Origin of the sequence: Uliginosibacterium gangwonense DSM 18521, assembly GCF_000373965.1 — a bacterium.
GTDB classification, from domain to species: Bacteria; Pseudomonadota; Gammaproteobacteria; order Burkholderiales; family Rhodocyclaceae; genus Uliginosibacterium; species Uliginosibacterium gangwonense.
Window position 1 is genome coordinate 467,073 of the sequence record NZ_KB892835.1, and the last position, 13,594, is coordinate 480,666.

At 55.9% G+C, this 13,594-nt stretch carries 12 protein-coding genes; 9 read left to right on the forward strand and 3 right to left on the reverse strand.

Translation table 11 applies throughout. From position 1 onward, the window contains the following. Nucleotides 1-2: 2 nt before the first annotated feature. From B145_RS0105050 to cysT, 3 genes are read right to left on the reverse strand one after another with little or no spacing between them, the layout of a single operon-like run. Nucleotides 3-1,109: a sulfate/molybdate ABC transporter ATP-binding protein gene (locus B145_RS0105050; RefSeq protein ID WP_018605585.1), complete on the reverse strand. Its 1,107-nt coding sequence runs from the start codon at nt 1,107-1,109 to the stop codon at nt 3-5. Further along, on the reverse strand, nt 1,106-2,020 hold the full coding sequence (gene cysW / locus B145_RS0105055; RefSeq protein WP_018605586.1) for a sulfate ABC transporter permease subunit CysW: 915 nt from the start codon (nt 2,018-2,020) through the stop codon (nt 1,106-1,108). Before cysW ends, B145_RS0105050 begins: the two co-directional genes overlap by 4 nt. Continuing rightward, on the reverse strand, nt 2,021-2,857 hold the full coding sequence (gene cysT / locus B145_RS0105060; protein WP_018605587.1) for a sulfate ABC transporter permease subunit CysT: 837 nt from the start codon (nt 2,855-2,857) through the stop codon (nt 2,021-2,023). 289 nt (nt 2,858-3,146) lie between these two features. Here cysT and B145_RS0105070 point away from each other — a divergent pair, with 289 nt between their 5' ends. From B145_RS0105070 to mmsB, 9 genes are all read left to right on the forward strand, one after another. After that, entirely contained in the window at nt 3,147-3,674 is a 528-nt protein-coding gene (locus tag B145_RS0105070) for a rhodanese-like domain-containing protein (RefSeq protein ID WP_018605589.1), read from the forward strand. Nucleotides 3,675-3,743: 69 nt separating this feature from the next. Then, nucleotides 3,744-4,721: a cysteine synthase A gene (gene cysK / locus B145_RS0105075; RefSeq protein WP_018605590.1), complete on the forward strand. Its 978-nt coding sequence runs from the start codon at nt 3,744-3,746 to the stop codon at nt 4,719-4,721. Next, nucleotides 4,718-5,695, forward strand: coding sequence for a serine O-acetyltransferase EpsC (gene epsC, locus B145_RS0105080; RefSeq protein WP_018605591.1), 978 nt, complete (start codon nt 4,718-4,720; stop codon nt 5,693-5,695). Before cysK ends, epsC begins: the two co-directional genes overlap by 4 nt. A gap of 2 nt (nt 5,696-5,697) precedes the next feature. Continuing rightward, complete coding sequence (locus tag B145_RS0105085) at nt 5,698-5,913, forward strand: helix-turn-helix domain-containing protein (protein ID WP_018605593.1); 216 nt, start codon at nt 5,698-5,700, stop codon at nt 5,911-5,913. Nucleotides 5,914-6,132: 219 nt separating this feature from the next. Next, a complete protein-coding gene (locus B145_RS0105090; protein WP_018605595.1) occupies nt 6,133-7,059 on the forward strand; it encodes a family 2A encapsulin nanocompartment shell protein in 927 nt (308 codons plus the stop codon). Next, entirely contained in the window at nt 7,034-8,842 is a 1,809-nt protein-coding gene (locus tag B145_RS0105095; protein ID WP_018605597.1) for a family 2A encapsulin nanocompartment cargo protein cysteine desulfurase, read from the forward strand. Before B145_RS0105090 ends, B145_RS0105095 begins: the two co-directional genes overlap by 26 nt. A 692-nt stretch (nt 8,843-9,534) precedes the next feature. After that, on the forward strand, nt 9,535-10,599 hold the full coding sequence (gene chvE, locus B145_RS0105100; RefSeq protein ID WP_026258836.1) for a multiple monosaccharide ABC transporter substrate-binding protein: 1,065 nt from the start codon (nt 9,535-9,537) through the stop codon (nt 10,597-10,599). A gap of 108 nt (nt 10,600-10,707) precedes the next feature. Continuing rightward, complete coding sequence (mmsA, locus tag B145_RS0105105; protein ID WP_026258837.1) at nt 10,708-12,237, forward strand: multiple monosaccharide ABC transporter ATP-binding protein; 1,530 nt, start codon at nt 10,708-10,710, stop codon at nt 12,235-12,237. Between the two features lies 1 nt (nt 12,238). Beyond that, entirely contained in the window at nt 12,239-13,435 is a 1,197-nt protein-coding gene (mmsB, locus tag B145_RS0105110; protein ID WP_018605603.1) for a multiple monosaccharide ABC transporter permease, read from the forward strand. Nucleotides 13,436-13,594: the final 159 nt, after the last annotated feature.

Sequence of the window (13,594 nt, forward strand, 5' to 3'; positions counted from 1 at the left end):
GTTTAGATTCCCGCTGCAATGTAGTGATCGGCTGCCACCGGCTTGGTTTGCTCAAATACCTTGAGGCGTGAAGGCACCAGACGCACCGCCTGCCCCCCTTTCAGTTGCAATGCAATCAGGCGGTCGAGTGGAATTTCCACTTCATGGTGATGGATCTGCTGTGCATCCTCGCGCTCCAGTTCTACCTTGGCGGTAATGCCAAAAGCTTGAATCCTGGAGATCGTGGCGAGAATGCCGTGGCTTGCCTGAATGTTGGTGTCGATATCCAATTCATGTGGGCGTGCAAAGGCGATGACTTCGGCACCGGGGCGGATCGCATCGTCAGGATTATTCACGCGCTGCTCCCCTACTTCAAGCTCGCCTTGGCCCGCACGACCATGGAAGAGATTGACCGAGCCCAGGAAGCTATATACGAAGGGTGTTTTCGGGGCATTCCACACTTCTTCCGGCGTGCCGATCTGTTCTACGCTACCGTGGTTCATCAGGACTACGCGGTCGGATACCTCTAGTGCTTCTTCCTGGTCGTGCGTGACGAAAATGCTGGTGATATGCAGTTCATCATGCAGTTTGCGTAACCAGCGACGCAATTCCTTGCGCACTTTAGCGTCCAGCGCACCGAAGGGTTCATCCAGCAGCAGCACACGCGGTTCTACGGCCAGTGCTCGTGCCAAGGCAATACGCTGGCGTTGCCCACCTGAGAGCTGTGCAGGGAAGCGATCAGCCAGCCAATCCAGTTGCACCAGTTTGAGCAGATCGGTGACTTTCTTGCGGATGATCTCTTCGCTTGGGCGCTTACTGCGCGGTTTGACGCGCAAACCGAAGGCGATATTGTCGAATACGCTCATGTGGCGAAAGAGCGCGTAATGCTGGAAGACGAAACCGACCTGTCGATCCCGCACATGGGTGCCGGAGGCATCCTGCCCTTCTAGAATGACATTGCCCTGGTCGGCATGCTCCAGACCTGCAATGATCCGCAGCAATGTGGTCTTGCCGCAACCGGAGGGGCCAAGCAGTGCCACCAGTTCGCCCGTTGGGAAGTCGAGCGAGACATCGTCCAGCGCGACAAAATTGCCGAATTGTTTGCGAATGTTTTGAACTTGGATGCTCATGATGCAGATTCCTGTTGGTGGTCGCGGGCATTGAGTGCTGCACGCCATTCGATCAAGGTTTTCAGTACCAAAGTGACCAGGGCCAGTAGTGCCAACAATGAGGCCACGGCAAACGCAGCCGCGAACTGGTACTCGTTGTAAAGAATTTCAATCTGCAAGGGCATGGTGTTGGTGATGCCGCGAATATGGCCAGAGACTACGCTGACGGCGCCAAACTCCCCCATTGCCCGTGCATTACACAGCACGACCCCATAAATCAGGCCCCATTTGATATTGGGCAGCGTGACGTGCCAGAAGGTCTGCCAACCGTTGGCGCCGAGCACGATGGCTGCCTCTTCCTCCTCTTTGCCCTGAGCCTGCATGAGGGGAATCAGTTCGCGGGCCACAAAGGGGAAGGTGACGAATACCGTGGCGAGCACGATTCCTGGCACGGCAAACACAATCTTCAGGTCGTGAGCGTCCAACCACGGCCCAAGCAAGCCTTGGGCACCAAATAGCAGAACGTACACCAAGCCCGCCACGACTGGCGAGACTGAAAACGGCAGATCAATCAGCGTGATGAGGAATTGCTTGGCACGAAACTCAAATTTGGCAATGGCCCATGCCGCTGCAACACCGAATACCAGATTCAATGGGACGGCGATGACAGCGGCAATCAAGGTGAGCTTGATGGACGCCAAGGCATCATCTTCTGTGATTGCCGCCAGATAGACATCCCAGCCCTTTTTGAAGGCTTCGACAAAGACTGTTGCCAGCGGCAGAAGCAGGAATCCGGCAAAGAATGCCAGGGATATTCCCAGAATGCTCCACTTCACCCAGGGGCGATCACGGGTAGCCGGATTGTCTTCGTAATGCCGGGCAGGGGACAACGAGGCCACCTGGGCGGCATTCAAGCTTGTGGCGCCACTCATTTAGATTTTCCTCCCGATACGGCGAGCAGACCAAGCCTGCAAACTATTGATGATGAAAAGTAGGATAAAAGAGGCGATCAGCATGACGGCGGCAATCCCCGTGGCACCGGTGTAGTCGTATTGCTCCAGTTTGGTGATGATCATCAAGGGGGCAATCTCCGACACCATGGGGATGTTGCCCGCAATGAAAATGACTGAGCCATATTCGCCTACTGCACGCGCAAAGGCCAAGGCAAAGCCGGTCAGCAGGGCGGGTAACAGCGTGGGGAAGATCACCATGCGAAAAATCTGCCAGCGCTGGGCCCCCAGGCTGGTGGCGGCTTCTTCAAGCTCTACCTCCAGGTCTTCGAGCACAGGCTGAACGGTGCGTACAATGAATGGCAAACCGATAAAGATCAACGCAATCAGCACCCCTGCCGGGGTAAATGCAATCCGGATGCCGTGATCCGCAGCCAGACTGCCAACCCAGCCTTTTGGGGAATAGATCGCGGTGAGTGCGATGCCTGCCACCGCAGTGGGCAGGGCAAAGGGCAGATCAATCAGCGAGTCGACGATCTTGCGCCCAGGGAAGCGATAGCGTACCAGTGACCATGCCAGGAGCAAGCCGAAAACGGCATTGATGGCAGCCGCGAGGAGCGCTGCGCCAAAAGAGAGGCGGAAGGACGCCAGTACGCGGGGCGCCGTGGCGATGGCGACAAAGTGTTCCCAACCGCCGCTGGCTGTTTTGACAAAAACAGTGGAGAGCGGAATCAGCACCAAAAGCGATAGATATAGCAGGGTGTAGCCCAGCGTGAGGCGAAACCCTGGGAGTACCTGATGACGGGGAAGCGAAGCCATTTTCTGTTGCCTTATAAGTAATGGCGGTAGTTTATTGATGTGCTTATATGCGGCGAACTAATAAAAAGTGAGTTTCTTATTTCAAAACTAAGTAAGGCCGTGTTCTGGATATGGGGGACAAATCCAGGAGTCAGCGATTTGGCCAGGGCTTTATCAGGAATCTGAATATAGGAACAATTTTTAAATTGTTTTGCTGGCTAAAGACTGCGAATAAGCTGCTACTCATCAGCAAGCCTCACGCCATTGACGTATGACGAATGAGGCTTCATGTCCAGTCAAGGAGAGTGTGATGACAACGGCCAATGTGCTTGAAAAAGCGGCGGACAAAGGCGCCCATACACCAACGGTGCTGCCTGGTGAAGAAGTGTCTGGCAACTCGATAGCGATCTTGAACAAAGCCCGCGAGCGTGCTGCGGAGTTAAACCTACCATTTGCGGGCGGGGTGACGCCGAATGAAGCGTGGGCACTGTTCCGCCATGGTGATGCGATCCTGGTGGATATCCGCAGTGCCGAGGAACGCAAGTTCGTCGGCCATGTTCCCGGCACGCTGCATGTCGCCTGGGCAACGGGTACTTCATTGACCCGCAATCCGCGTTTCTTGCGCGAATTGGAGGCCAAAACCGGCAAGACCCCAATCGTGTTGCTGCTCTGCCGTAGTGGCAAGCGTTCTGCTCTGGCTGCTGAAGCTGCGGCCAAAACAGGATTCACTAATGTCTTCAATGTGCTCGAAGGTTTTGAGGGGGATCACAACGAGCAGCAGCAACGCGGTTCGCATAATGGTTGGCGGTTCTGGAATCTACCCTGGGTGCAAGACTGAAGTCTGATCCTTGCATGCCACGCTTCTCGCTCACTCATCGTTTTCAAATCGGTTGTTTCGGAGGGAATAATGTCCAAGTGGTTCGCAGATAATTCTTTATCCATCGGCGGCACGCCGCTGGTTCGGCTCAACCGCATTACTGCTGGCACCGGGGCCACCGTGTTTGCCAAGATTGAGGGGCGCAATCCCGCCTATTCCGTGAAATGCCGGATTGGTGCAGCCTTGATTGAGGACGCGGAAAAGCGTGGCCTGCTTGGGCCGGGTAAGGAACTGGTCGAGCCCACCAGCGGCAATACAGGTATTGCTTTGGCATTCGTGGCGGCTGCCCGTGGGATTCCCATTACGCTGACAATGCCGGAAACCATGAGTGTGGAACGCCGGAAATTGCTCGTGGCATACGGCGCAAAGCTGGCGCTGACCGAGGGCGCCAAGGGCATGGCTGGTGCAATTGCCAAGGCCGAGGAAATTGCAGCCTCTGATCCCAGCAAGTATGTGCTGCTGCAACAGTTCAAGAACCCGGCCAACCCTGCCATCCATGAAAAAACGACCGGCCCGGAAATCTGGGACGCGACCGATGGTGCGGTGGATATCGTCGTGTCGGGCGTGGGCACGGGGGGCACCATTACCGGGGTATCTCGCTTCATCAAGAAAACCAAGGGCAAGGCGATCACTTCGGTGGCGGTGGAGCCCGCCTCCAGCCCGGTGTTGACGCAGACCCGCAATGGCGAACCTGCCAAACCCGGCCCACATAAGATTCAAGGTATTGGCGCAGGCTTTGTTCCGGCTGTGCTGGATTTGTCGCTCGTGGATGTGGTTGAGCAGGTGAGCAACGAAGAGGCGCTTGAATATGCGCGTCGCTTAGCCCGCGAAGAGGGCATCCTCTCTGGCATCTCCAGCGGAGCGGCCGCTGCTGCAGCGGTACGCTTGGCACAGCGCCCGGAAAATGCTGGCAAGACTATCGTTGCCATTTTGCCGGATTCGGGTGAACGCTATTTGAGTTCCGTGCTGTTTGAAGGGCTCTTTGATGCTGCGGGCTTGGCCGTATGAACATCAGCCTGCCCAACGTAGATGCCCTGCATGGGGTGCAGGGGCCGCCTGCCACACCCAATTGGGAGCTGGATCGCGTGGTGGCAGGCTTACGCACTGCCCGTGAAGACTGGCGCGAAGCGCAGCAGCGCAAACATGAGTATGGCGGGCGGGATCTGCCTTCGCGCGATAGCCTTCAACAGACCATGCTGGCCTTGCGCGGGGCATTGTTTCCGATGCGCCTGGGGCCAGCAGACCTGCGCCAGGAGAGTGAGGATTTTTACGTTGGTCATACCCTGGATGTGGCGCTGAATACACTTCTGACCCAAGTGCGCCTGGAATTGCGGTATGCCACGCGGCAAACCCCGGTGGGGCTGACGGCGGTGGAGTTGCAGTCCGTCAGCATTGTGCGCGATTTCGCAACCTCGCTGCCGCAAATCCGGCGCCTGCTCGACACGGATGTGGAGGCCGCTTTCCGGGGCGACCCCGCTGCGCGCAGCGTAGATGAAGTGCTGCTGTGCTATCCGGGCGTGGTGGCGATGATCCATCACCGGATTGCACATCGTCTGCACCGCCTCGGGGTGCCATTGCTGGCACGCATCGTCTCAGAGCTGGCGCATTCTGAGACCGGGATCGATATCCATCCTGGCGCACAGATCGGGCCGGGGTTTTTCATTGATCACGGCACAGGGGTAGTGATCGGCGAAACGGCCATCATCGGGCGCAATGTGCGCATCTATCAGGCCGTCACCCTGGGGGCAAAACGATTCACCAGTGATGAGAGCGGCGCCTTGCATAAAGGGGAAGCGCGCCACCCGATTGTCGAGGATGACGTAGTCATCTACGCCGGAGCCACTGTGCTGGGGCGGGTGACGATTGGCAAAGGCTCTGTCATCGGTGGCAACGTGTGGCTCACGCGGAGTGTTTCGCCGGGCAGCAACGTCACACAGGCCAATTCCCAGCATGAAGTGCTGACGCAAGGGGGAGGAATTTGATCATGAGCGCTGTCGTAAGCCGTTTTCCCAGCGTGGTACGGCGCTTGCGCGAAGCACGGGGATGGTCGCAGGAGGAATTGGCTGAGCGTGCCGATTTGAATCGTTCCTACGTGGGCGAGATTGAGCGTGGTATCGCCATGCCTTCTCTGGGCACGATCAGCAAGCTCGCACTTGGCTTGGAACTCAAACCTTCTTCTTTGTTGGAGCATTGCGAATAAGAAGCCGTAACAAAATGGTTCTGGCGTTGTTACGCCGTCTGGCCGTACTACTTGTACTGTCTGCGGCGGCGCGCCTAGCCAGAACCGTTGCACTCCATTTTGTTACAGCTTCTAAGCCTGTGCTGTTTTGCTGGCGATAGCATGTTGATGATTGCATAGAATAAATTCATATTTGTTTATAGTGTTTTTTGATAAACCGACTTCTGCAAGGAGCAGTTCATGGCTGAACAAGAAGTGCAGCAGGCGCTAGGCGATAATGCCGCCCGCCAGCTTGCGAATGCCACCAAAACCGTTGCGCAGCTATCTACGATATCGCCGCGTTGGCTGACTCATTTGCTGCAATGGCAGCCGGTTGAGGCAGGTATCTTCCGCCTGAACAAGGTCAAAAATCCGCGTGACGTGCGGGTGGCCTGCTCGCAGCGCGATGAATCGGAGTTGCCGCAAACCTTTGTTGATTACGAAGAACAGCCGCGTGAGTATTTTCTTAACGCGGTGACTACGGTACTCGATGTGCATACTCGGGTATCTGATCTGTATAGTAGCCCGCATGATCAGATCAAGGAACAACTGCGTTTGACGATCGAGACGATCAAAGAACGTCAAGAGTCCGAACTCATCAACAACCCCGATTACGGCCTGCTGGCGAATGTGACCGAAGAGCAGCGTGTTTTCCCGCTTACCGGTGCGCCGACGCCAGACGACCTGGACGAATTGCTCACCAAAGTCTGGAAAGAGCCGGCATTCTTCCTGACGCATCCACTCGCCATTGCTGCCTTTGGCCGTGAATGCACCCGTCGTGGTGTGCCACCCCCAACGGTCAGCCTCTTTGGCTCGCAGTTCCTGACTTGGCGTGGTATCCCGCTGGTCCCCTCGGACAAAGTGCCGGTGGCCGATGGCAAGACCAAGATTCTGCTGCTGCGCGTGGGCGACAAGCGCCAGGGCGTGGTGGGGCTGTTCCAGCCGGGTTTGGCGGGTGAGCAAACCCCGGGCCTGTCGGTGCGCTTTATGGGGATCAACCGCAACGCGATTGCTTCTTACCTGATTTCGCTGTATTGCTCGCTGGCTGTGTTGAGCGACGATGCCCTGGCGGTGCTTGATGACGTGGAGATCGGCAAGTACCATGAGTATCCCGACACCTACAAGTGATCCGGCTGCAAGCGCTGCGTCTTTTGATGTAGCCGCCTTGGCGGCACTGGCCAACGATTTTTTCGTCCAGTTGCCGAACGGGCAAGCCCCTGCTGCACCCATCCAGGCACCTGAACCGGTGTTGGCATTGGGGAACCGCGCTCCGTCCTTGGCTCCCGCCGCGCAGACCCAGACGGGTGTGCCGGATAAGGCAGACAGTGCAGGCTTGGGCCGTGGCAATGGTTTCGCCCAAGGTGTGCCGGAAGCTTACGCGGCACTGCTGCCGCAAGTTGATCTGCCTGCACCGCCTGCGCAGGCAGCGTCCTTGCCCTCGGGTTCCCCTTATTATTTTCTGGGCGAATCCAGCGCATATCCCTCTTCGGGGGTGAATGTGCCGAGCGAGGATCGGGTGACGGCGCGCTCCTTCGGGCTACCGGGTGAAGACGATCTGCGTGTGCTGCTCGCTGGAAGTGTGCCGCGTGAACAGGCGCCACAGGCTGAAAAAAAGGATACTTGGTTTTATTTTTCAGACCTGAGTCGTCCAGACAGCAGTCTGCAGCCCAGCATGCAGGGGAGTGCGCATCCGCTGTTCGATGTCAATGCAGTACGGCGTGATTTCCCGATCCTGCAGGAGCGGGTCAATGGCAAGCCGCTGGTGTGGTTTGACAATGCGGCCACCACCCACAAACCACAGGCAGTGATTGATCGTCTGGCCTACTTTTACGCCCACGAGAACTCGAACATCCACCGCGCTGCGCATGAACTAGCGGCACGGGCCACGGATGCCTACGAGGGTGCGCGCAACAAGGTGGCCCGTTTCATTGGTGCCAGTTTCGCCGAGGAAATCATCTTTGTGCGTGGCGCCACGGAAGCCATCAATCTGGTCGCCAAAACGTGGGGGGCGCAAAACATTGGGGCCGGTGACGAAATCGTCGTCTCCAATCTTGAGCACCATGCCAACATCGTACCCTGGCAACAGTTGGCAGTGGAAAAAGGCGCCAAGCTGCGCGTGATTCCCGTGGATGACCGGGGCCAGATCCTGCTTGATGAGTATCGCAAGCTGCTTAACGACAAAACCAAGATTGTGGCGATCACCCAGGTATCCAATGCCTTGGGAACGGTCACCCCTGTCAAGGAGATCGTGGCGCTGGCGCATAGCGTGGGCGCCAAGGTACTGGTTGATGGGGCGCAATCCGTTTCGCATATGCGGGTCAATGTGCAGGCGCTGGATGCAGACTTCTTCGTATTCTCCGGACACAAGATATTCGGCCCCACGGGGATCGGCGTAGTCTATGGCAGGCGCACGATTCTGGAGAGCATGCCGCCCTGGCAAGGTGGGGGCAACATGATCGCGGATGTCACCTTTGAGCGTACCGTGTATCAGGCACCTCCCAATCGCTTTGAAGCGGGCACCGGCAACATTGCTGACGCCGTGGGGTTGGGGGCTGCGCTTGATTACGTGGATCGGATCGGCATCGAAAACATCGGGCGCTACGAGCATGACCTGCTGGCTTATGCCACACAGGGCTTGCTGACGATTCCAGGTATTCGATTGATCGGTACTGCGCCAGACAAAGCTAGCGTCATTTCCTTCGTCCTCAAGGGTTTTACAACGGAGGAAGTGGGCAAGGCGCTCAACCGCGAAGGTATTGCGGTACGCACTGGCCACCATTGCGCCCAGCCTATTTTGCGGCGTTTTGGCGTCGAGCAGACCGTGCGCCCTTCTCTGGCGTTCTACAACACCCGCGAAGAGGTTGATCGACTTGTGCGGACAAGCTATCAACTCGCTACATCACGTCGCTGAGATCGCCAATCTCACTCCAAAACGGCAGTCCCGAAGATGGACTGCCGTTTTTTTCATTTCCGGCCTAACAACGGCTTGATCAAGGGGACTAAAGGGGTCTTGTTGCTACAGTGAGTGCGAATTTGTTGTTTTTCTGCCCCTAAGCCCCCCAGGCTCCCGCGCTACGTGACACAACTTCTTTTGGGGACAGAATCTTTTCATTGGGGCTTCCCAAATGGACAAGTCTTATCATCAAGTGTTGTCTGGTAAACCCGAATAGCAGGTTTATCCATCTCTGTTCTGAAAACGTTTTCTTGCAATCAAGCCCATGATTACGCATCAAAATACCTCTTAATCTTGAAGAGGTTGTTTGTATAACTAATTGATATTAAAGATTATTGAAAATTTGTTTCATGGTGTGACAAATTAGGCTGCCTATGATTTGAGAAGCGTAAAACAGCTGTGGATGACACAGCAATAATCTATGTTTCCAGCTATAAAATCCATTCCTGAGTGCCCTGCAGAGGTTGAAACTATCCAGCAGAGCAATTGATTGCCTGATTGTTTTCCCTTATGGGCCTCCCTAAAGGGTTGTGGGTTCGGCGCCGGTTTATCTCGATAGGTTAGACTGGTTCCGCCTCAGGCTAAACACGCCAAGCTCAAGGCGGTGATTGTTCGGCAATAACTATTTATTAAGAATCGGAGACTGGATCATGAACAGAAGGAAAGTGCTTGTTGCCTCGCTGGTAATTGGCGCGATGGGCTGTCTGCCCCTTGCACATGCCGCCGACAAGGGGTACGTCGGTATCTCCATGCCAACCAAGTCCTCGGCCCGTTGGATTGCTGACGGCGCCAACATGGTGAAGTACTTCAACGAAAAGGGTTACAAAACCGATCTGCAATACGCCGAAGATGACATCCCCAACCAGCTCGCCCAGATTGAAAACCTGGTGACCAAGGGCGTGAAGGTGTTGGTGATCGCCTCGATTGACGGCACCACCCTGTCTGATGTGCTCAAGAAGGCTGCTGACAAGGGCGTCAAGGTTATTGCCTATGACCGCCTGATCAAGGGTTCCAAGAACGTTGACTACTACGCCACGTTCGACAACTTCCAGGTTGGCGTGATCCAGGCCGAATCGATCGTCAACGCCCTGGGCCTGAAGAATGGCAAGGGTCCGTTCAACATCGAGTTGTTCGGCGGCTCGCCGGATGACAACAACGCCTTCTTCTTCTATGACGGTGCCATGTCTGTGCTCAAGCCCTATATGGACAAGGGCAAGCTGGTGGTGCGCAGCAAGCAGATGGGGATGGACAAGGTTGGCACCCTGCGCTGGGATGGCGCTGTGGCCCAAGCCCGTATGGATAACCTGCTGAGCGCCTTCTATGGTAAGGATCGCGTAGATGCAGTGCTGTCTCCGTATGATGGTTTGTCCATCGGCATTCTGTCCTCACTCAAGGGCGTGGGCTATGGTTCGCCGAAGCAACCGTACCCGATCGTGACCGGTCAGGACGCGGAAGTGCCTTCCGTGAAGTCGATCCTGCGTGGCGAGCAATATTCCACCGTCTTCAAGGATACGCGTGAGCTGGCCAAGGTTACTGTTGGCATGGTTGACGCCATGTTGAGTGGCAAGCAGCCCCAGGTCAATGACACCAAGACCTATAACAACGGCGTAAAGATTGTGCCGTCCTACTTGCTCAAGCCGGTTCCGGTTGATAAGACCAACTGGAAGAAGATTCTGGTCGACAGTGGTTACTACACAGAAGACAAGCTGAAATAAGAGTGGTGCAGCACTGGCTCTTGCCCGTCATGGGGCAGGAGCCAGGTATAAACCATCGCTGCCTGGGTGCATTGTGCCCAGGTGAGCTGGAAAAGTAGAGGTGATTCGGTGGGATCCATTCTGGAAATGAAGGGGATCACCAAGCGCTTTCCGGGTGTTATCGCCCTGAAAGACGTGAACCTGGTGGTCCAGGCTGGCGAGATCCACGCGATATGTGGTGAAAACGGCGCTGGCAAGTCGACCTTGATGAAAGTGCTCAGCGGTGTTTATCCCGCAGGCACCTACGAAGGTGAAATCCATTTTGAAGGCCGCGAGCAAAAATTCAGCTCGATTGCCGATAGTGAAGAGCAGGGCATCATCATCATTCACCAGGAACTGGCCCTGGTTCCCTTGCTGTCGATTGCCGAGAACATTTTTCTGGGCAATGAGCAGAACAAGCTTGGTGTCATAGATCGGGAGCAGACTCACCGCAGGACGGTGGAATTGTTGAAAAAGGTCGGGTTGAGCGAGTCGCCCGAGACTTTGATCACCGATCTTGGCGTGGGCAAGCAGCAATTGGTGGAAATTGCCAAGGCGCTGTCCAAGAAGGTCAAGCTGTTGATTCTGGATGAGCCTACCGCCAGCCTGAACGAGAACGATAGTGCGGCCTTGCTGGATCTGCTGGTCGGGTTTAGAGCCCAGGGCATGACCTGTATCCTGATCTCGCACAAGCTCAATGAAATCTCTCGTGTGGCCGACTCGGTGACGGTGCTGCGTGACGGTTCCACTGTGCAGACGATGAATTGCCGTGAAGCGCCGATCTGCGAAGATGTAATCATCCGGCATATGGTCGGGCGCGAGATGGCTGACCGTTACCCACATCGGGAACCTGACATCGGCGAAGTGGTGTTCGAGGTCAAGGATTGGACGGTTTTCCACGAGCAGCATGAAGACCGCAAATTCATCAAGGGCGTCAACCTGAATGTGCGCCGTGGTGAGATTGTGGGGATTGCAGGCCTGATGGGGGCCGGGCGAACTGAGTTTGCGATGAGCGTCTTCGGGCGCAGCTATGGGCGCAACATCAGCGGCAAGGTATCGCTACGCGGCAAGGAAATTGATGTCGGCACGGTGCAAAAGGCTGTTGCACATGGCATAGCGTATGTTACCGAAGACCGCAAGGGCTATGGTCTGGTGCTCGAAAACGAGATCAAGCACAACATCACGCTGGCCAATCTGCCGGGTGTATCACGCTTAGGGGTGATCAACGAAGGGCGTGAATACGAGGTGGCAAATGATTACCGGCGTAAGATCAATATCCGCTGCGCCGGGGTTTTCCAGCACGTTGGCAACCTCTCCGGAGGGAATCAGCAAAAGGTTGTGCTGAGCAAATGGCTGTTTGCCGGGCCGGAAATCCTGATTCTGGATGAGCCTACGCGTGGGATTGATGTGGGGGCGAAGTATGAGATCTACATGCTGATCGCCCAGCTTGCCAAGGAGGGTAAGTGCATCATTCTGATCTCGTCCGAAATGCCGGAATTGCTGGGGATGAGTGACCGTATCTACGTCATGAATGAAGGTGCGTTCGTGGCCGAGATGCAGACCGCCGAAGCCAGCCAGGAAAAAATCATGCGTGCGATCGTTACTGCAGGGAAAGACTGACATGAATACCAATGTTGAAGCGGCACAAACGACCGCAGAAAAAACTCCGCTCTCTACCATCATCAAGAAGAATCTGCGTGAATACGGCATGCTGCTGTCGCTTGTCGTCATCATGATCTTCTTCTACTACAAGACCGATGGTACTTTGCTGGAGCCGCTGAACCTGACCAACCTGGTGCTGCAGAACAGCTACATCATCATCATGGCCCTGGGCATGTTGCTGGTGATCGTGGCCGGGCATATCGACTTGTCGGTCGGCTCCGTGGCGGGCTTCATCGGCGGGCTGGCTGCGGTATTGATGGTGGATATGGGCTGGCACTACGTTCCCGCTGCGATTGTGTGTCTGTTGGCAGGGGCTGCGATTGGTGCTTTGCAAGGCTATTTCGTAGCCTTCCACCGCATTCCCTCATTCATTGTGACGCTGGGGGGGATGCTGGTGTTCCGTGGGCTTGCGCTGGCCTTGCTGGCGGGGCAATCCATCGGGCCTTTCCCGCCGCAATTCCAGTTGCTCAGCTCGGGGTTCATTCCCGACCCGTTGGCCAGCGAAGGCTTGCGTTTGACCTCGGTGGCGATTGGTTGCCTTGTGTCCGGCGGCTTGTTCTATGCTGCCATGCGCCAGCGTGCCAACAAGCTGCAATATGGGGCTGAAACCGAGCCAATGGCTTTCTTCGTTGTGAAGAACCTGTTGTTTGCTGCCGCGATCATTTTCTTTGCCTACCTGCTGGCATCCTACAAGGGGCTGCCAAATGTGCTGGTGGTGATGTTTGGCCTGATGATGCTGTTTGACTTCATTACCAACCGCACCACTATTGGCCGTCGTGTGTATGCCCTGGGGGGGAATGAAAAGGCTGCCCGTCTGTCCGGCATCAAGACCAACTGGCTGTCGTTCTACACCTTCATCAACATGGGGGTGCTGGCAGCCATCGCCGGGCTGATCTTCGCAGCCCGTTTGAATACTGCGACACCCAAGGCTGGCGTAGGTTTCGAACTCGACGTGATTGCGGCTTGCTTCATCGGTGGCGCATCGGCAACCGGTGGGGTGGGTAAGGTCACGGGGGCAGTGATCGGGGCCTTCATCATGGGCGTGATGAACAACGGTATGTCGATCGTGGGGATCGGTATCGACTGGCAGCAAGTCATCAAAGGTGTTGTGCTGGTGGCCGCCGTGTTCGTGGATGTCTATAACAAGAACAAGTAATCACGCATCGCTGTGTTGTGCCAAAAGCCCTGTCAGGCATGCCCGACAGGGCTTTTTGTTGCCAAATGTCCGCTGGGGGATGTACTAAAACGGTAAAGAAATGCAGTCTTTGTCCGATAAGAACATAGTGGTGAGCGGTGCTTTCCACGCCATTTTCTG